This is a genomic window from Kiloniella spongiae (assembly GCF_001026905.1).
GTDB lineage: Bacteria > Pseudomonadota > Alphaproteobacteria > Kiloniellales > Kiloniellaceae > Kiloniella > Kiloniella spongiae.
Genome location: NZ_LAQL01000003.1, coordinates 76,633 through 95,180, shown reverse-complemented (window position 1 = coordinate 95,180; position 18,548 = coordinate 76,633). Strand labels below are relative to the sequence as shown.

General features: G+C 43.1%; 18 protein-coding genes. 12 read left to right on the top strand and 6 right to left on the bottom strand.

What is annotated here, in order from left to right; translation table 11 throughout:
• Positions 1 to 10: 10 nt before the first annotated feature.
• Positions 11 to 643 carry a hypothetical protein gene (locus WH96_RS04290; RefSeq protein WP_047762915.1) on the bottom strand — a complete coding sequence of 211 codons (633 nt, stop codon included), beginning with the start codon at positions 641 to 643 and terminating at the stop codon, positions 11 to 13.
• Positions 644 to 798: 155 nt separating this feature from the next.
• Between WH96_RS04290 and WH96_RS04285 the strand changes: the two genes are divergently transcribed.
• On the top strand, positions 799 to 1,266 hold the full coding sequence (locus tag WH96_RS04285) for a hypothetical protein (RefSeq protein WP_047762914.1): 468 nt from the start codon (positions 799 to 801) through the stop codon (positions 1,264 to 1,266).
• 13 nt (positions 1,267 to 1,279) lie between these two features.
• Here WH96_RS04285 and WH96_RS04280 read toward each other — a convergent pair whose 3' ends face one another.
• The 3 genes from WH96_RS04280 to WH96_RS04270 all read right to left on the bottom strand — a co-directional run bounded on the left by WH96_RS04280 (position 1,280) and on the right by WH96_RS04270 (position 3,336).
• Complete coding sequence (locus WH96_RS04280; RefSeq protein ID WP_047762913.1) at positions 1,280 to 1,765, bottom strand: helix-turn-helix domain-containing protein; 486 nt, start codon at positions 1,763 to 1,765, stop codon at positions 1,280 to 1,282.
• A 21-nt stretch (positions 1,766 to 1,786) separates the two neighbouring features.
• Complete coding sequence (locus WH96_RS04275; RefSeq protein WP_047762912.1) at positions 1,787 to 2,704, bottom strand: hypothetical protein; 918 nt, start codon at positions 2,702 to 2,704, stop codon at positions 1,787 to 1,789.
• 410 nt (positions 2,705 to 3,114) lie between these two features.
• A complete protein-coding gene (locus tag WH96_RS04270; RefSeq protein ID WP_047762911.1) occupies positions 3,115 to 3,336 on the bottom strand; it encodes a hypothetical protein in 222 nt (73 codons plus the stop codon).
• Between the two features lie 330 nt (positions 3,337 to 3,666).
• Between WH96_RS04270 and WH96_RS04265 the strand changes: the two genes are divergently transcribed.
• The 6 genes from WH96_RS04265 to WH96_RS21115 all read left to right on the top strand — a co-directional run bounded on the left by WH96_RS04265 (position 3,667) and on the right by WH96_RS21115 (position 10,652).
• On the top strand, positions 3,667 to 4,134 hold the full coding sequence (locus WH96_RS04265; protein WP_047762910.1) for a hypothetical protein: 468 nt from the start codon (positions 3,667 to 3,669) through the stop codon (positions 4,132 to 4,134).
• A 188-nt stretch (positions 4,135 to 4,322) separates the two neighbouring features.
• Entirely contained in the window at positions 4,323 to 4,979 is a 657-nt protein-coding gene (locus WH96_RS04260) for a transglutaminase-like domain-containing protein (RefSeq protein WP_047762909.1), read from the top strand.
• A 52-nt stretch (positions 4,980 to 5,031) separates the two neighbouring features.
• Positions 5,032 to 5,922: an amino acid ABC transporter substrate-binding protein gene (locus WH96_RS04255; protein ID WP_047762908.1), complete on the top strand. Its 891-nt coding sequence runs from the start codon at positions 5,032 to 5,034 to the stop codon at positions 5,920 to 5,922.
• A gap of 170 nt (positions 5,923 to 6,092) precedes the next feature.
• On the top strand, positions 6,093 to 6,785 hold the full coding sequence (locus WH96_RS04250; RefSeq protein ID WP_156176691.1) for a substrate-binding periplasmic protein: 693 nt from the start codon (positions 6,093 to 6,095) through the stop codon (positions 6,783 to 6,785).
• 386 nt (positions 6,786 to 7,171) lie between these two features.
• The gene (locus tag WH96_RS04245; protein WP_047762906.1) at positions 7,172 to 7,912 is read left to right on the top strand and encodes an FkbM family methyltransferase; all 741 of its coding nucleotides are present in this window, start codon (positions 7,172 to 7,174) and stop codon (positions 7,910 to 7,912) included.
• A 202-nt stretch (positions 7,913 to 8,114) separates the two neighbouring features.
• Positions 8,115 to 10,652, top strand: coding sequence for an ATP-binding protein (locus WH96_RS21115; protein ID WP_053005675.1), 2,538 nt, complete (start codon positions 8,115 to 8,117; stop codon positions 10,650 to 10,652).
• 104 nt (positions 10,653 to 10,756) lie between these two features.
• Here WH96_RS21115 and WH96_RS04235 read toward each other — a convergent pair whose 3' ends face one another.
• Positions 10,757 to 11,353 (bottom strand): hypothetical protein, encoded by a 597-nt coding sequence (locus WH96_RS04235; RefSeq protein ID WP_047762905.1) that lies wholly within the window; start codon positions 11,351 to 11,353, stop codon positions 10,757 to 10,759.
• 539 nt (positions 11,354 to 11,892) lie between these two features.
• Between WH96_RS04235 and WH96_RS21110 the strand changes: the two genes are divergently transcribed.
• The 3 genes from WH96_RS21110 to WH96_RS04220 all read left to right on the top strand — a co-directional run bounded on the left by WH96_RS21110 (position 11,893) and on the right by WH96_RS04220 (position 15,422).
• Positions 11,893 to 13,530 carry a hybrid sensor histidine kinase/response regulator gene (locus WH96_RS21110; RefSeq protein ID WP_162200116.1) on the top strand — a complete coding sequence of 546 codons (1,638 nt, stop codon included), beginning with the start codon at positions 11,893 to 11,895 and terminating at the stop codon, positions 13,528 to 13,530.
• Positions 13,531 to 13,722: 192 nt separating this feature from the next.
• Positions 13,723 to 14,571 carry a DUF2189 domain-containing protein gene (locus tag WH96_RS04225; protein WP_053005673.1) on the top strand — a complete coding sequence of 283 codons (849 nt, stop codon included), beginning with the start codon at positions 13,723 to 13,725 and terminating at the stop codon, positions 14,569 to 14,571.
• A gap of 311 nt (positions 14,572 to 14,882) precedes the next feature.
• Positions 14,883 to 15,422: a hypothetical protein gene (locus WH96_RS04220; protein ID WP_053005672.1), complete on the top strand. Its 540-nt coding sequence runs from the start codon at positions 14,883 to 14,885 to the stop codon at positions 15,420 to 15,422.
• 230 nt (positions 15,423 to 15,652) lie between these two features.
• Here WH96_RS04220 and yghU read toward each other — a convergent pair whose 3' ends face one another.
• The gene (gene yghU, locus WH96_RS04215; RefSeq protein ID WP_047762904.1) at positions 15,653 to 16,549 is read right to left on the bottom strand and encodes a glutathione-dependent disulfide-bond oxidoreductase; all 897 of its coding nucleotides are present in this window, start codon (positions 16,547 to 16,549) and stop codon (positions 15,653 to 15,655) included.
• Positions 16,550 to 16,923: 374 nt separating this feature from the next.
• Here yghU and WH96_RS04210 point away from each other — a divergent pair, with 374 nt between their 5' ends.
• Together WH96_RS04210 and WH96_RS04205 are read left to right on the top strand one after the other, a co-directional pair.
• Positions 16,924 to 17,838, top strand: a complete 915-nt coding sequence (locus WH96_RS04210; protein WP_047762903.1) for an HAD hydrolase family protein — start codon at positions 16,924 to 16,926, stop codon at positions 17,836 to 17,838.
• Between the two features lie 386 nt (positions 17,839 to 18,224).
• A complete protein-coding gene (locus WH96_RS04205; RefSeq protein WP_047762902.1) occupies positions 18,225 to 18,452 on the top strand; it encodes a DUF1127 domain-containing protein in 228 nt (75 codons plus the stop codon).
• The last annotated feature ends 96 nt before the right edge of the window (positions 18,453 to 18,548 follow it).

Genomic DNA, 18,548 nt, shown 5'->3' with positions numbered 1-18,548 from the left:
CTAAAGCTTATCACTGATGGAAAACACCGCTTTTTCCGTCATAAGTCATTGCAATTTCATTGATACCACCGCCAAACTTAGCAACGGCCTTATTGCCCGTGATATCTGTAACAATGGTCGAGCTTTGGAAATGCCCTTCTAACCAGATATAAATGTCCGTATAAGGCGTAATCTGGATGGATTGGGTTGCCAAAACAGAACTTGCAGAAATAGGCTTCCTATCCTGAATTTCCTGATTAACCTGTGCCGTTTGAGACAGACCAAACGTCAGGGCAGGGTATTTTCCATAGGACATGTTATTAACGGCAGAAAAAGTATCTGTTGGCACGTCAGGATTTTTAACCGCAGTACCAAAAGTTGCGTTATCACTAAAGGGATAAACCGACCCTGAAAGCGCAGGCCCGGGCTGAACTTCTGAGAGCTTGGTAATTCTCGTCCCACTCTTGGTGACAGAGGCCGTACTGGCGTAGAGCCAATATTCCTCTGACCATTGAATCGTATTACTTTCAAAAGCATCAAATGCCAACCAGATTACGTCAGCCTTGGAATTTCCAACAGGTTTTGCCAAGGCAATCTTTTGTTGAGCACCGTTGATAACGTCCAGATCTCCGGGGGCAACATTAAGTGTTAATGTGAAATCCATTATTATCTCCAAAATAAATTGAACAGCGAGCGACATTGCTCGTAAAAAGGAATAACAACAAATTAAACACACCTATAACGGGAATCATTCCCCTTAAGTTATCGGAAAATATGAGATAAGACGAATTCATCGGACACATGCACAGGGAACCCGATATGGAACGTCATATTTTCAAAGGCATACCAATTTATGATGAAGATGTGTTTCAAACACTGGAAGATCTATTCAATGAAAACAGGGGCCAAGTGCTTGCAGCCCTTCCCTGGCTCGTTTCAGAACTAATAGAATCAGTGAGTTTTAAAGAAGCAATGACATTCATCTACATAAATGGAGGACGAAAACTTTACATCAACAAAGATTGGCATGATCTGGCTCAAAAATTTGGGTTTCCAGTATCAGAACATCTCTATAACCAAATTATGATTTTATCAGATAGCAGTGGCTACCTCGAAATCCCTTCGCCGTGGGGCGTTTCTGAACGCATTCGAAAAGCCCTGGTCGTTTCCGCCTATAACAATGGAAGATCACGGGAAGAGATAAGAGAAACATTTGGCATTTCAAGTCGATCTTTAACCAACCTGTTTCGTAATAATGTTCGCGCTACAAAAAATATGGCACTATGAACAGGCGTAACTCTTACCCCTTATTTTGCCCAATATTATCAGTGCGCATTTTGAAAACTTTGCCGCCGCGAATAACTGTACGATCCTGTCCTCTCCGAGAAGTAACCGACAGGCGTTGACGCCAATTCGCAACGGTCTGGGGGGACGTACCAACTTGTCTTGCAATCTCCCGGTCTGACCAGTTTGTACGTTCAGGATCAGTTAAATACGCCGTTATGGCTTCGCGTTTTTGCGCATTTGTCAGTCTGGGTTCATCCCCAGCCTCTCGCAACAAACGGGTTTCTAGCGCATCAACACGTGCCTGAAGGGCTGCTATTTCGTCATCGCGACTTTCAATCAAGTCTTGCGCCCAACTTCCCCATTGCTCCATTTGAGCAACACTTTGACGCAAGCTTTCCTGAAGAGAAGCAAATTGTTCTTTTGATCTCGCCAAGCTCTCTCTTTTTTTATCGCTTATTTTTTTTGACGTGGTGCCGCCATCTTTTTCTCTAGAAGCCATAATTCTGATCTAAGCGCCTAATCAAGCCTCTGCCCGCAGGCCCATTGCCAACTCAAGCGCATTTAACGTCTTCATATCCAATTCACTACTCTTCAGCGTTGAAGTATCAGAACCCTTTCCTCCATCAACAGGGACAGCTTCATCATTTCCTGCCTCTACAACAGCCGCCATAACCTGATGCCTGTCTTCCAGACGCGCCCAACGATATTCCTTTCCTACGGAACGATCCTCTCCGCCGACAAGATTAAAGGCCGCCTGTTCTAGCCGATCCGGGCGATCATTTTCTGAGGACATCTTTGTTATTTCGCTGGTAACACTGGCGACAACATCAACACCCCCCCTTCGTCGACGCGCCCCTACCGGGCTGATCTCTTGTCCTGTTTTCTGAGCAACTTTCCTGGACTGATCAGATTTTACGCCGACGTTATTCTTCATACGCTGACGCAATGCGACTTTAGGCCCGACACCCGTTTCCTTCTCAAAAGATTGATATAGAGCCAGTTCCCGTGTCAATCTCTCCACGTCTTCCTTTCGATTCAGAGCCTCTTCCATCTGCACGGCATGAGCTTTTCGCAGACCAACCAGTTCCCCTTCCTGAGCATGGCGTTTTGCCTGCTCAATCTGGATCACCGCGGATTTTTCTTCCACCGACTGGCGCAATGCTGCAACTTGCAGCTCATGCCGAGCAAGGGACCATCGTAGAGATTCAAGTTCCTGCTCCAGTCTTTGCACCTGGGCTGTATCAACCGCTTGTACAGGTTCTTGAGTTGATCCTTGAGAACTGGAGATCCCCACCTTTAGCTCTCTAAAGCTAACATCTGCACCAGCGAGCATATGCTTGGCACGCCCCAGAGCGGCAATCGCCTCTCCTTCGACGGCTGAATCCAGCAAAGCCAATACCTTCTCAAACCGATGCAAATCCAGTTGCGATCTCTTCACGATGTCCCCCTGCAGAGTGTTTCAACACTCATCTATCTAATTTATTAGATGATACTATTTAGTATCCAATAATTAATCAACTATAAAATTAGATAGATATAAAATAACATAACAAAATCAACTATAAACTTATCAAACCCGCAGAAATTCAATCTTGCACGCGAGAATAAAATTTAAATTATTGAAAGTTTTTCGCTAAAAGCAGAAAGGTCTGGTGCAGTAACAAGGTCGACAACTGTCCATTCATATAAATTTGGACAGTTAATCTTCAGGCAAATATTCCGTCTCGATCTCTGTACAAATGAAAGTGAACGAGTGAATAGAAAGAGAAATCAGTGATAATGAGTGCAACAGATTAAAAGAGGCAAAAAGATCCCGGCAATAAAAGTGCGCCTCGGGCCAAGCCCCCGCTATTCTACAGGCACAAGAAGCGTTCGCTCATCTTCCGGTACAGGCTCTTCATAGCAATCCACATTGGCAAGCGAACGATAACAATAGGTGGCTGGCCTTGGCTCTGAAACCACAACAACCTCTTCTTTTTGATAGGTATTTTTAGAACAACCGCCTGAAACAATAAATGCCGTCCCAATCAAACAGGATAGAATATTCATTCTCATTACAACACCTGTCATCGTTTGTCCCTTCGTTCTTCTAATAATATACAACTTGCACATACTCCTTACAAGAATTGCGCCAGTTTTCTACTCGTTGCTTCCCATGGTGAACAACCTGAACAGGCGTAAAAAGCATTGCAGAGTGGAATTGCTATATTAATTTCGAACTAACTCCTGACTAACTCATTGACCAAAAACAAAGAAGTCTTCTTATAAACGACTTATTAATCCTTTACTGGCACGATACTGTAGGTCGTAAAACATTGATGTTTTCCTCTTAACTGGCGGCTTCAACACTAACCAGCATATTAGCCCTTATTTCAGGCACTTTTCCATAACGAGGACCCAATGATAGACGAAGAAGATGAATTTGAGCACAGAGAGAGTTCCCTTGATGATCTGAGCCATGCCGAGTTCTTGATGATCTATCGTGAAGCCGGTGAAAACCTGCTCTTTGCCAAACGCCAGCAATGGCAAGCTCTTGCGTACCTCAGTCTGTCATTTGTTGCAATTTACTTCCTCGCAAAAGCAAATGCCTATGATGCCAAATTCCTGAATTATCTAATCGCCTGCTCTCTTGCCTTAACTATTTTCGCCATTGCAACAGAAATTTTTCTGCAATTCTGGCAAATCAATGAAAAACGTAAAATACACGAAATATCGAAACACTTATCAACATCGACGCAACGAGTCCGTGCCCTCAAATCACGTGGAGAGTCCAACGCACACCGCTACATTATGCTCTTTATGTTGATGACCTATATTCTTATGGCACAAATTGCCCTCTTACGTGTGTTGTGGAGTATGGCAAACTGATCGCTCACTCCTATTCCATTCCACAGCACCCAAAGGCCCGCCCGAGTAAATTCACGGCGGGCCTTATTCTCCCTAGAAGAGTATCCACTTTTTTCATAAACTGCATGCAATACAATTGAATCTTCACTTACTTGGTCAGAATTGCTACGTTATACTTTATACTTTCTTTAATCATTCAAGGAAAATCAATGGCACTCTCAGCTCCAAATATCAAAAGAAGCTGTATTTTTACGTCATTGACTGTCCTCATTTTAGCCACAACAGCGGACGATGTCCGTGCCAAATATGTCACCATATCCAAAGCACCAAAAAGTTTTTTGAATAAAACACAACAGGTTCAGTTTCATCACCGTTGGTTACGAGAATTTCACTCCTACGACAAAAACAAATCAAAACGCGTGCGAAGTTGGTACAGAAATCTAATGGCAGAAAAATCGAGCGATGCGGTAAAAGAACTCAAATCGCTTTATGCATTGGCTGGCCGCAATGTAAAATACAAAACTGAACGCAAAGACTATTGGTCAACACCCGGAGAAACCATCGCCCGGGGATACGGGGATTGCGATGATTACGCACATGTTTATCTGACATCAGCGGCCTTGTTGGGCTATGACCAACGCGATCTTTGGATGGTTGCCGGGACTTTTTACGGGCGATACGGCCCTGTTGGTCATGCCGTTGCCGTTGTGGAAACCAAGTCGGGTGATCAATATGTACTCGATAATTTATATCAACGGGTCATTTCTGAAGAACAACACCATAGCTTCAAACCAAGTTACGAAATAAACATGGAAGAACAAGCTGCGTTTGTCAGTGTAAACACACAGTTTCACGATGCCTTCTAACCAAACTTAACAAGCCCTCATCTTCATTTTAATTCATGCCAGAGCGATCCAAATGAAAAAGTTCCTCTCTAAAACCGCAACACTACCCGTTCTTTTTCTCGTCTTAGGCCTTTCCTTGTTTTCCCAAATTTCTCACGCAGAGGCAAAAGACAGTACGCTGAAACGAATTGAAAAAACTAACAGCTTTGTCATTGGTTATCGAAATGAAAAACACCCCTTTTCCAATGTAACTGTAACAGGCGATGTGGAAGGTTATTCAATAGATCTCTGCAAGGGAATTTACGAGAAGCTGAAACAGGACCTTAATAAACCAGATCTCGAACTAAAAATGGTCGAAATAACAGCTGACAATCGCTTTGACTATGTACGAGACGGGAAAGTGGATATTGTTTGTGGCACTACTTCCTGGACATTCAAACGTCAGGAAAAGGTGAGTTTTAGCCTTTTGACCTACGTTACTGGTGCCGAAATGCTTGTGAAAGATGATAGCCGGATCAGAAGCTTGAAAAGCCTCAAGGGGAAAAAAGCTGGCATTATCTATGGCACACTAACAGCCGAGGCGATTACCAAACGCGTAGAACGTGACAAACTTGACGTTGAGCTCATCACTTACAAACACCCTAAGACAGGAATCGAAGCGCTGGAGAACAGAGAGATCGATGCCTATATAGCTGATCGTGTCATTCTCATTGGCTTACTTGACGCTGCTGACGCCCCAAATGACCTTAAGTTGGTTAATCGCTTTTACACTTATGATCCCTACGCCTTAATGTTCGCACGCCAGTCACTTGATTTCAAACTCCTTGTTGACCGACACCTAGCAAACCTCTATCGAAGTAATAAATCACTGGAACTCTTTAATAAATGGTTTTCACATATGGGCATTCGTTCCAATGAAAACATTCTCCGTGCCATGTTCAAGCTACAAAGTATTCCTGAATAGATTTCGAAATCTTGACCAAAAAATAAACTTTTTAATACAAACAAGATCAAAAAGAGTACACTCAACAATTGAGAAAGAGCTACTTGCAAAGCAACGGAGCATATTACTTGAAGCTTTTGCCCCTGGTCTTCTTTTTTCTGTTCTCACCATTTGTGGCGACCGCCACTCCCATGAAGCTGGCCTTTCCCGAAAACTACGCCCCCATGATATGGACTGAAAACGGACAGATGAAAGGTGTTGTCATTGATGTCCTTAATACAGTCCTTAGAAACAAACTAAGTATAGAAACTCAATACGATGGATACCCTTGGGCACGCGCACAGGTAAACGTCAAAAAAGGGCTCGCTGATGCTTTTATCACCATCCCCACTCCTGAACGGCTTGAATATACAGTCTGCAGTAAAGAACCTGTTTTTTTCGGTAATATCGTCATTTATACCTATGTAAACCACCCAAAACGCGATGAAATCCTCGCCATAAAATCAGCCCAGGATCTCTTAAATTTTGTATTGGTTGATTACAGAGGAAATGGATGGCTCAAAAGCAAGCTTCCTGATGCAAAGGTCGTCTGGACTGATACTTTGGAACAAACATACAAATTACTCGCAAATAAACGCGCAGATATCATCATACGAGACACCGTCAATTTTGATTTCTTTGCACGAGATCACAAATACACAGACCGCATAGAAAAAACGTCCGTGATCGTCGACACCATAAATATCCATCTGTGTATCAACAAGAAATCAGAATACGCATCCATACTCCCTGATTTTGACAATGTTATAAAGGATCTTCGCAAAGAAGGAACAATTGAGGCTATTATTGATAGCTATACAAAACCGTCCGTTCCTATGAATTAGAAGTCTCGTTACTCAAAATCGAGTTTTACGAGAATGAATAACTTTCATGAAGATACGTGGCTCTCAAGGGAATAAAAGCTCTATCCGATCATTCCCCTGTCTATAGAAGCATATGAAAACCTTATATTCCATAATAAATCCCTCGCTCCCACAACAAACTTGAAATATCTCGTTCATATTAGCTTATTCAACCAATCCATATTAAACGACAAGAAAACACTCTTCCTTCTTTGTAGGATCGTGACAAAAGGCAAGAATATCTATAAGAATGCCCCAGATTAACTAATCCCTTTGTTCCTGAGATTATTTTTATTCCAGCTGAGGTCTTTCGGCTATTTTGCCCGACAAGATAATATTTTCAGCAAACTGATATTTATGGAGTTGTCATGATTATTGAAAACCTGACCTTTCGCCAAAGATTAACCTGGTTAGCACATGCATGGAAAGCCCTTGCCTTTCAACATCATACAGAATTGTCTGCGCCCTTTTCTCGCTATATCAAAAAAGATTCTGTCATTCTTGATATCGGCGCACATGCAGGGCAGTTTGCCAAACTATTTGCAAGGATTACGCCTAACGGACGCATCATTTCTTTTGAGCCGGGCAGTTACGCCCGTTCCATTCTTTCACGAGTTGTTAGCCTACACAGACTGGGTAATGTCGAGATCAAACCCTATGCAGTCGGGTCGGAAAAAAGTTCTTTCACATTGAATGTTCCAGTTAAGAAATCTGGTTCACTTGGCTTTGGCTTAAGTTTCGTTGGCGACCCTAGCACCGTTGATTGTCGGATTTTAAGTGAAGAAATTAGCATCGTAACACTTGATGAAGAATTGACAGAACAAGATGGCAGCCTTCCCAACATTGACTTTATCAAAGCAGATATTGAAGGCTTTGAGTTAGAAATGTTACGAGGAGCCCGAAAGATTATTTCCCAGTCTCACCCAGCCCTGTTTATCGAGATCGGTACCGATACACTGAACCGTGCAGGTGGTAGTAGAGAAGAACTGTTTCAACTTCTCAAAGCCGAAGGCTATTTTCCGACAGATCTCAAAACAGGGGTAAAACAATCATGGGAAGAACTGGAGAATATTTCCGAAGATCTTGACGTGCTTTTTGCCTGTCATTAACAGAAAATTGCTCCAGTTAAAAACAAAGCCATCATGTCTTTATTGCAAAGCAACAGAAACATTATCGCACTGGTTGCATTCAAGTTAAGTATTTCTTATCAAAATTATATCACAATTATACTGTTAAAATTTGGAACAAAACACAGAACTAACCGCCAAAATGTTACTGTACGCCCGATAGATGTTCAGATCATAGGACCATATGACCAGGCCATTGGAACAAGGACATAAGACAGGTGATACTCTTCTCTCTGACCAAGAGCAGAAAACCTTGCCCGCTGAATCATTTGCCATTTTCAACAAACGTGGCCTCTTAGTCAGCTACAGTCCTAATCTGCAACAAACGCTCCAGGCTCCAAATAATTCCCTCAATGAAATACATGACAACTTTATAGAACCCGATATTCCAATCTCGTTATTTATGGACAAAATTGTCGTTGATGCAGGCAAACACTTAACAGAACAACAACAACTTTTCTGGCGAAAAAACCTACGCGACTTTGAAACGGGCAAGATCACCAATCTTGACCTGGCGGGGTTAGGAAGCTTAAGAATTACCTGCACATGTCACCCGCTTCATGATGGTTCAAGGTTATATACTTTCAAACCACCACCTCACTTTCCTTCTTCCTTAGACCCATCGAAATCAGACAAAGCCAGAAAGGTTGCAGAGCAGGTCTTCTCTGCATTGGAAGATATCAACGTCGGCTTTATTCTCTATGACGAACAAAGTAAACTTGTATTTTGCAATGCCCGCCACAGAGAGCTTTACCCTGAAGTCGCCCACATGTTTCAACCCGGCGCCGAGCGCCAGGAAATACTCAACACCTATTGGGATAAGATAGGCGACAAGGCATCCGAAATTGACAAAGGAGCGAAATGGAACCGGGATGGCCTCTTACCGCGTGGCGACAAAGAACGACAACTTCCCAATGGTCGATGGGTTCAAATTAGTGAACTGGAAAGTAAAGCCGGCGGTATTGTCGCCGTAAGAACAGAAATCACAGACCTTAAGGCCCATCAATCAGTCTTATTCAAAGTTAATGAACGTCTGCTGGAACAAGCCCAGGAACTGGAAGATGCCTCGAGAGCAGCAAAACAGGCAACCGAAGCTAAATCAAGTTTTCTCTCAACGATGAGCCACGAGATCCGCACGCCCTTAAACGGTGTGATCGGCATGGCACAATTGCTAAGAGATTCAGAACTTAACAACGACCAGAAGACCCAACTGGATATCATCATTACATCAGGGCTTAGCCTTCTAGAAATCATTAATGATATTCTTGATATGAGCAAGATTGAAACCGGCAACGTTGAGCTGGAACATACCGCTTTCGACCTTAAAGAAATGACTGAGACAATAACAACGCCACTTCTTTCCCTTGCTGAAGACAATGGGCTTTATCTCACCACAATAATTCATGAAAGCTGCCCACAATACATCAAGACAGACAGCACAAAATTACGCCAAATTCTGACCAACCTGCTCAGTAACGCCATCAAATTTACTCTGAGCGGTGGGGTTACGCTATCCCTTCAGAAACTTGCTGTTGATGATCCCCGATGCCGAGATTTTTCATCTGTAAGAAAGCAAATTACACCACGACAAGACATTTTGATAATTAGTGTAAGAGATACCGGAACAGGTATAGCCGAAGACAGGATAGAATCTATCTTTCAATCCTTTACACAAGAAGACAACACAATTACCCGCAAATTTGGGGGCACGGGACTTGGTCTAGCCATTGTAAAAAACCTGGCAGAAATGCTGGGAGGAAAAATCAGTGTTTCAAGTAAACTCAACATCGGCAGTGAGTTCGAGATTATTTTCCCAATTTATATACCCGACACCGAAGAAATCACTATTTTGGAAGAACAACACATCCCCCTGGATGAACTCGATTGTCCGCCTCTCGATATTCTGGTTGCCGAAGACAACATGGTAAACGCCACCATTGCAAAAGCTTTTCTTGAAAAATTTGGCCATCACCCAACCATCGCAGTAAACGGACAACAGGCCGTTGATGCTCTGAAAGATGCCAGTTTCGACCTGATTTTCATGGATATTCACATGCCACAGATGGACGGCATGGAAGCGACCCTGATCATTCGCGCGGGAGAACAACAACCGGATATACCTATTATTGGCCTAACAGCCGAAGCCTTTAGAGAACGCCATGCTCACTTCAAAGAAATAGGTATGAATGACGTGCTGTCAAAACCCTTTACTGAGCAACAACTAAAAGGCACTATCATCAAATATATAGACATAATAAATCAGCAACGAAAAGCTGATCCATCACGACCATCACAGTTTACGTCCCGCACCCAAAAAGCTGTTATCGAAGAAGAATTCACAGAAGAGGTTCCGCCGAATATGACAAGTATCCCAGATGAAACAGGCATGCCAATCGGCTCTGAAGATGAATATGATCTCATGAGGTCGCAAATAGGCGACGAAGTTTTGGCGGAACTCATCGGGATGGCCCCAGATACAATTAATACCCAGATAGATAAACTAAGAGAAGGCCTGTCATCTGGTGACAGCGAGTTAATTTATCATGCGGCCCATACAATCAAAGGATCAGCCAGCTCAATGTTTGCTCCTCGTTTGGCGGAACAGGCAAAAACAATGGAAAGCCACGCCCAGGATATAACAGCCGCAGGTAACTATCTACCAACGCTTCAACAAACGGCCCAAGAAACAATCAGCTGGTGGAATAGCAAACTGAGCGTATAGGGAATGACTGTATCAGCAACAGTACGGAGGTAGTCTTAGTTGGAGCAGCCTTCATCATTTTCTGCCCCAACTGATTTAGACGCAACAGCAAAAATCACCTAATTTTAATGTAGCTGACCGCCTGAGAACCTCCCTTTGGGAAATTGACTTCTCGTCGGTTGTATACGAGAAAGCCCGTTTTGATCTGAATGATTGCGAAGGGATATACGCTCTTCGGGGAAAACCTCATTCAACACAGCGCCTAAATGTTTTGATTTTCCGAGTAACTCTTCCAAACCGGACCAATAGCCTGCCCGGTCAAGGGTCAGGCGTCCTGCCGTTTCCATCGCCAGAGTATTTTCGACCCTCGCAGCCTGTATTAACCACAAAGCATTAAGCTCTGTTACACAAATTTGCTGACGACAGATCTCACAACAAGATACGATAAACTCAAACGATGCCTTGCGCTCGTTTCGTATAGTTCGAATAAAAGCAGCCGTTGCATTGACAACCCACGCCCCATCATACGGCCCGAGCTCTTTTTCACCTAGGATGAATGCTTTTTCCCAAGCAAAAGAGTCAGGGGCAGAATAAGACTGGCAATAATAACGTAACAGGTCGAGAACCAATAGCTCTGACGGCTGGAAACGATAATTCCTTAGGGGATAGCTTTTAGATTTTTGCGACCAATTTCCATGGCCCGGTGTTTTTGAACAGGTCATTCTCTTTACTTTCCAGCTCGATTGCCCGATGGAAAGAATAATGCGGTAAACACCACATTATTAGAACACAACGGATCCAGCCTTATGTTTTAAAATGTCCTGACGTTTTTCTGGCTACCATTCTTATGTGGCCATTATTACTTACCATTCATATAGGGAAGCTCCGGGATTATTGAGAATTCCCTGACCAAGGTCAAGAGCCGTAATTGAAAATAAACCAAACGAAGGAACCATCGTCAAAAATCTATTTTTTCCATATATAATATAATCTTAACTATTATGGAGTATTCTACTCACAATAATAAATACAAGCAGGTAAGCGGTGTTTGTTTCACGAATTAGCGAATGAATCAGCTTAACAAAACAAACACGCTAGTTTCTGGAATACTAAAAATAAACCAGATCGCGAACCTGATAAGGGTTTAGGTTGTTACAAAAAATGAATAGCTCAACGCCATCACATCCGATGATGTCGTCAAAAATCAAACATGGCTGTCTTTCCCATAACCGGCAGTTTAAACATTTGGGCTGGGTCACGTATGACTGACCTGGTTTCCCTTGAATGGCAAAAGCTTTGTGCAACCCAACTACCGATCCCTGTGCTTTACGTGGATGATGACACTTCTTTTGTCGAAGAAGTCAAAGGTGTCCTCACTCCTTTGGGGTATAAGCTAACCCCTGTTCTATCAGCAGAAGAAGCATTTGAATTTCAAAGCATGTCGCCTGCATTTCTGGTAATTGTCAATCACACACTACCTGACAGCCCTGGTATTGACCTTATTAAAAAGCTCCTTGCTGTTAACCCACAACTTCAAACCGTCTTTATTACCTCGCAAGAAACTGAATACCAGGCCACCGAAGCCCTCCGGGCAGGCGTCACCTGCTATATTAACAAAGACCCAAAAGCCGTTTTCTTTGATGTCTTGCCAGCAATCCTTGAACGCACCCTGCTTCGCGCAGAGACAACCAAAAGACAGCAAAATCTGGAAAGGGAAGTTCGAGAGTCACAGCTTCGCCTGTCTCAAGCAGTTACCCTTGCAGAACTAGGTTTTTGGGAATGGGACGAAACCAGAAACACAGCTCTTTATTATTCACCGGAACTCTTGAAAATCTATGAAATGGACGCCAGTCAGGTCGAGTTGGGATCCTGGACAGCAAATAAAGATCTGAAGCATCTTCACCCGGATGATTATGAAAACTACCGCTATAAATCCCATTTCCATGATGGGACAACAGATCGCTTTGATGTTGAGTTCAGAATAAACAAGAGCAATGGGTCAATCGCATATCTTCGCGAGATCGGGCAAGCAATTCGTAATGACAGCGGAGATATTATCCGATCTTACGGCACTGTTCAGGACATCACCCAAATCAAAATTACAGAGCAAACCCTTCAACTTGCCTTGAGTGAAGCAGAAAAAGCAAACAGAACCAAGGCGTCTTTTTTGGCAAGCATGAGCCATGAGCTTCGAACGCCACTAAACGCCATTTTGGGATTCAGTGAAATTCTGACCGAGGAACATTTTGGCCCCCTTGGCTCAGAAAAATATATGCACTATGCACGGGACATTCATAACTCCGGCAACCATCTTTTAAGCCTTATTAGTAGTATACTCGAAGTATCTTCTGCAGAAGCAGGTCAGTTACAACTTGAAAAGGAAAGCCTCCCTCTTTGCCAACTAATCAAAGATTGCTTTGAAGAAACTACAGCAATTTTTACAAATACTGACATAGAAACAGAGCTGTCTATTCCCTTGGAAACCATGGTTATAGACGCAGATGCAAGAGCAATCAGACAGATTTTGTTTAACCTGCTAACGAATGCGGCCAAATTTACGCCCCGCAATGGCAAGGTAAGTATTATACTTGACGAAATCGTAATAGAGAGAGCGCATCAGTCCAATGGACGTCTATCGGAACACAGCGGATACGAGGCTGCTGTCCAAGATCACGCCCATATAGCTATCGCGGATAATGGGATCGGGATTGACCAAACCGATCTATCCAGATTGCAACAACCCTTTACCCGAATAAACACCGACCCGCATTTATCACAAGAAGGCATGGGGCTTGGGCTCGCAATTGTGAAATCCTTGATCGAAGCTCACAGTGGTATCATGGAAATCGAAAGCTATCCTGGACAGGGAACAACTGTTCACCTCTACCTTCCCCTTTAAAATAGCACTCGTTTTAAAACTTTAGGCCGTTTAGTCAAAGCCTTATGGATGTTTCCCGGGCAATAAATCATTCATCAATTATGTTAGAAACAACAATTAATAGTATAAATTCCTCATCAAATGGCTTACTCTGTTATCAAAAGAGCATCCAAAAACAAATAGTGATGCCAAGTGTCATCAGGGAAATAAAATATGGTCAATACTCCCAAAGGAAATACAGCAACCGATCGTACGCAAGATCAAACCATCAGGGATAATTCCCAGATAAAAAAAAGAAATCCCACCTGGCCGGATGTTTATAGCCTTTCGCCAAGTGTTATTCCCGAGATTTTAAAAGCCGGGATGTCTGATTTCTTAAACTCGATCAGCTATGGTTTGTTTTTTGGTGGCATCTATGCTGTCGGTGGTTGGGTGCTAATCATTCTCTTACTGGAACTAGAACTCCCCTATCTCGTCTACCCTCTTGCGATTGGTTTTGCCCTTATTGCCCCTTTTATCGCCAGTGGATTTTATTTCATCAGCCACCAACTGGAAGAAAATAATCCCCTTAGCTGGGGGCGTGCTTTTGGTGTCGTAGGATCCATGTTTAACAGAGACCTCGGCTGGATGGCCCTTGTGACCGGGTTTTCGCTTTTCATTTGGCTCGATATGGCTGCCTTTATCACCCTCAGTTTTTTTGGCTTCAAGCTCTTCAGCATGGCAGAACTTATCGATCTGATCTTTACAACCGAAAAGGGATTATTGTTCCTGTTTGTCGGACACATTGTCGGCGCAATCATTGCCCTGATTGTTTTTTCCTTTTCAGTCATTTCCTTTCCTATGCTGTATCATCGCGACATTGATTTTGTGACTGCCATGGTGACATCAGTCCGGTTGGTCAAAAACAATCCAAAGACCATGATACTTTGGTGTATTACGATCGCAGCACTCACTGTTTCATCCATCGTTGCGGGTTTGTTAGGCTTGTTCGTAACCTTACCTCTTCTGGGGCATGCAACCTGGCATCTATACAAGCGTGCCGTAGGTCCCAGTCCGACATGACATCTATAAAAAATAATGATGTCTATTGAATGAAACATAAATCCTTTTGCCAGGACCCTTATTTAGAATAAACTTTTATAAGAAAATATTGGTAAAACCACTCTGCTTTAACCCTGCGTTAATTGCCAGGGTCTAAACTTTTTAACGAATGAGGGGTATTGTAGTAACAGTTAGGCTACATGAACAACAAAGGACTATATTCTTAAAATAGATATTTATACTTATTTTGGTATAAAGCTCTAAGTTTGAGAATATAAATATCTTTCCCCATATATAAACTTCGGGATACCGATTTTAGGACGAATTTGACTATGGCACTTGCCGCGACAGACGAACGCCTTCACAAAGAGCTTGAAAAACTCGTCCTCTATGTAGAACGCTTGCGCCAGGAACTCGCCGACACTATGCGCAAAAAAGGGGACCGAACTGACTTTGAAAACATGTCCGTTCAGCTTGATGCGCTTGTTAAAAACACCGAAGAAGCATCAAACGGCATTCTGAAATCTTCCGAAGAAATTCTGGATGTTGTAGAAAAGCTGCGCGAAGACAACAGCGAAGAAGACCGTAATAAGCTCTGTGATCAGATAGTTGCCAACGCAACCAATAACCTCGAAGCTTGTAGCTTTCAGGACATAACCGGACAACGTGTCACCAAGATTTTACGGTCGATGCAATTTGTCGAAGACAGGGTCAGCACGATGGCTGAAATCTACGGCGAAGCAGCTATCCAAACACTGGGTATGGAAATTTCGGCAAAAGAAACACCAAGTGAAGAAGTCGCTATGGATGGACCTGCGATAGAAGTCGAAGAAGCGATCTCTCAGGATGAAATTGACGCCCTTTTTGATTAAGGTTTGATTATTTTATTCTCCAAATTTGATTATCTTATTCTAATGACAAGAAGTTCAAATTTTTACAGCAAGTGTATCCGTTAACGAAACAGCGCGTGAACACACCAAAATTCAATAAAATAGAAAAACCTTTCAAGCCTGAGAATACTATTCCCAATGCCCGAAAGGTTCTCTTTAACATATTACTATTCTAGAAACTGACATATTAATAACGTCAATACCAAAGCAGCTTACTCAGCAGCAACTTTATCCTGTGTCTTCAAATCAAAGTCGCTCGCGTGGTGACGTTCGTGCAATTGTGTATCCAGCTCACCCCAAGTGCGGTTGACCATTCTGCCACGTTGTACAGCGTCACGTTTATCGATTTCCTTGGCCCAACGCATTACATTTGTGTAGCTCTCGGCATCAAGGAATTCAGCGGCATCATAACTCCTATTCAACACAACAGATCCGTACCACGGCCAGATTGCGATATCGGCAATAGTGTATTCATCCCCACACATATACTTATTATTGCTTAGGTGTCGATCCAGAACATCAAGCTGACGTTTTACTTCCATGGTAAAACGATCAATACAGTATTCCATTTTGAACGGTGCATAGGCATAAAAATGACCAAAGCCGCCACCAAGATACGGTGCACTGCCCATTTGCCAGAAAAGCCAGGACAGGCACTCTGTACGCTTAACAGGATCTTTTGGTAAGAATGCATCAAACTTTTCTGCAAGATACAGTAGAATAGAACCGGATTCAAAAACCCTGATTGGTGTTTCAGCCCCGTTATCCAGCAAAGCAGGAATCTTTGAGTTCGGGTTAACATCAACAAACCCGCTGGAAAATTGATCTCCATCACCAATTTTAATCAGGTAAGCGTCATATTCCGCACCTTTGTGTCCCTGGCTCAAAAGTTCTTCCAGCATAATCGTGACTTTCACACCGTTTGGTGTCGCCAGGGAATACAGCTGTAGTGGGTTATCTCCGACGGGTAAGGCTTTGTCATGTGTTGGGCCAGCGATAGGGCGATTGATACTGGCCCATTCGCCACCATTTTCACTATCCCATTTCCATACTTTCGGGGGTGTATAGTCTGCCGGATAGTTTTCGGGGGTATTCGCAGGATTACTCATAGAAATTCCTTACCTGATCTCTCTTAGCTGGACGACGTAACTCAAGGGAATGGTTACAAAGAATTTTACGGTCAAACGATCCCTTTGGTCTTAGAGTTACGGGCTTGCTTGATTGTTCATATCTCACTTAGAGATTGATTGCCCTTTTTCAAGAACAGCAGCTAACTATAATACAATGGGTAAAGAAAAATGTACGACCAGTGTAATCCATGAAGACAGTGTAATCCATGAAGACAGTGTAATCCATGTAGGGAAAAGTCCCTGACTGGAACTCTCCTTTTATCATTGGCTGAAATAGGCTAGATCATCATAGCAGTTTGTTTAGCAACACCACCCTACCTTAGATTTATCACGGGCCTGACCGAGGACATAACTTGAAACTCTTTGTATCCGATTTGGATTTCACTTTACTGGACAGCGTCGGGGATCTACCCAAAACTTCGGTGCAAAGGCTCAACAACCTGATTGAACAGGGTGTTCATTTTACAATCGCGACTGCCCGGGCAACGCCCTCTATCAGACACCTTATGGAAGATGTTAATCTCCAACTGCCCATTATTGAATTGAACGGCGCAATTATCAGAGACCTGAACACGGACCATATCCTTGATCACAAGGGTTTAGGCCTGAACAATGCCACACTTGCCTTTGACTGTTTTCAGGAACTTGGCTTGATCCCCTATGTTTCGGGTCTCAGGAGCGATGACAACCCTTTGTACTATCCAGAACTGAAAAACAAAGGCATGCAATGGTTTCATGACGAAAAAATCATTCGCCGCGACCCGCGTTTATGCGAACTGCCCTCTCATCTTTTCAACAGCGAAGTGCCGGATACTTCACAAAATCACAATCGACAGGCAGAGACTTTACTGGATGATGTGCTCTGTTTTGTATATCTGGGAAGCAAAGAAGAGATCTTTGCCATCAAAGACCTGATCCAGGAAAAGCTCCCTCACCTTCTGATTACCCTTTACCCCAACCACTACATTGGTGGCTGGGAAATCATTGTCTCCGCCCCCGAAGCGAACAAGGGTTTCGCGGTAAAATCTCTCCTTGGCCACATCAAGGATCGTCACAACCTGACCATCAAAGAGACCACCGCCTTCGGGGATAGCTCCAATGACCTCGACATGCTTCGTTCCGTCCATATGCCAATTGCTGTCGCCAACGCCAGCGACGAGATCAAAGCCCAGGCCCGCAGAATCATCGGCCACCATAGCGAAGAAGCCGTATTGAGTTATATAGAAGCATTGCATATAGGCAATTCGCCCGAGTTAACGGAACTATAAAACGATTCTGTTCCCTGAACTTACGAAACATATGTCAGACGAAAATATCAAAACATGACGTTTTTCCGTCAAATCTGTTAACCTTTGATTAGCCATAATATGACTTTTAAGTGATAGCGACGCCATAAAAATTACTGAATTCTGGATCACCTAAAAATCAAAGCTCAGAGAATTCAATAGCTTTCATAGTAAACCCACCTGAAACATACCCTCTCTCTATCCCGCGGAAAGTGTCGGTTTTGTGGCATGCGCTTTCTGCATATCCGAGTTGTAGGATTGCCATTCGTAAAAATAAATCAATGGGATTATATCTCTGGGTATCGGACGAACACGAACTTTCGCGAAGCGTCTAAACTTTATTTACCTACTGTTTAGGAGTTAGAACAATGGCTACAGTAACATTCACAGAAACACTTCCTGTAAACCCAACTGCAACTTATGCAGAACGTATTGGTTTTGCGCTTGGTAATCTTTTTGTTTCCGCGATTGAAGCTATTGAAAACTACAAGCTTCGCAGAGAAACACTTATCGCTCTTGAAGGTTGCAGCGATGCAACTCTTGAAGACATCGGTCTGGCACGTTGCGATATCTCTGGTATCGTTTCTAAAATCTAATCGATTTTGCCGACCGTGTTCATAGAAGGCTCGCTCTAAAAACTACCCTCCCATAGTTTTTAAGGCTTGTAGCTTTCTCGATGAAAAGACCTCAAA

Coding starts and splice junctions, on each gene's coding strand:
- WH96_RS04290 (WP_047762915.1), bottom strand. CDS start 643: ATGGATTTCACATTAACACTTAATGTTGCCCCCGGAGATCTGGACGTT.
- WH96_RS04285 (WP_047762914.1), top strand. CDS start 799: ATGGAACGTCATATTTTCAAAGGCATACCAATTTATGATGAAGATGTG.
- WH96_RS04280 (WP_047762913.1), bottom strand. CDS start 1,765: ATGGCTTCTAGAGAAAAAGATGGCGGCACCACGTCAAAAAAAATAAGC.
- WH96_RS04270 (WP_047762911.1), bottom strand. CDS start 3,336: ATGACAGGTGTTGTAATGAGAATGAATATTCTATCCTGTTTGATTGGG.
- WH96_RS04265 (WP_047762910.1), top strand. CDS start 3,667: ATGATAGACGAAGAAGATGAATTTGAGCACAGAGAGAGTTCCCTTGAT.
- WH96_RS04260 (WP_047762909.1), top strand. CDS start 4,323: ATGGCACTCTCAGCTCCAAATATCAAAAGAAGCTGTATTTTTACGTCA.
- WH96_RS04255 (WP_047762908.1), top strand. CDS start 5,032: ATGAAAAAGTTCCTCTCTAAAACCGCAACACTACCCGTTCTTTTTCTC.
- WH96_RS04250 (WP_156176691.1), top strand. CDS start 6,093: ATGAAGCTGGCCTTTCCCGAAAACTACGCCCCCATGATATGGACTGAA.
- WH96_RS04245 (WP_047762906.1), top strand. CDS start 7,172: ATGATTATTGAAAACCTGACCTTTCGCCAAAGATTAACCTGGTTAGCA.
- WH96_RS21115 (WP_053005675.1), top strand. CDS start 8,115: ATGACCAGGCCATTGGAACAAGGACATAAGACAGGTGATACTCTTCTC.
- WH96_RS04235 (WP_047762905.1), bottom strand. CDS start 11,353: ATGACCTGTTCAAAAACACCGGGCCATGGAAATTGGTCGCAAAAATCT.
- WH96_RS21110 (WP_162200116.1), top strand. CDS start 11,893: ATGACTGACCTGGTTTCCCTTGAATGGCAAAAGCTTTGTGCAACCCAA.
- WH96_RS04225 (WP_053005673.1), top strand. CDS start 13,723: ATGGTCAATACTCCCAAAGGAAATACAGCAACCGATCGTACGCAAGAT.
- WH96_RS04220 (WP_053005672.1), top strand. CDS start 14,883: ATGGCACTTGCCGCGACAGACGAACGCCTTCACAAAGAGCTTGAAAAA.
- yghU (WP_047762904.1), bottom strand. CDS start 16,549: ATGAGTAATCCTGCGAATACCCCCGAAAACTATCCGGCAGACTATACA.
- WH96_RS04205 (WP_047762902.1), top strand. CDS start 18,225: ATGGCTACAGTAACATTCACAGAAACACTTCCTGTAAACCCAACTGCA.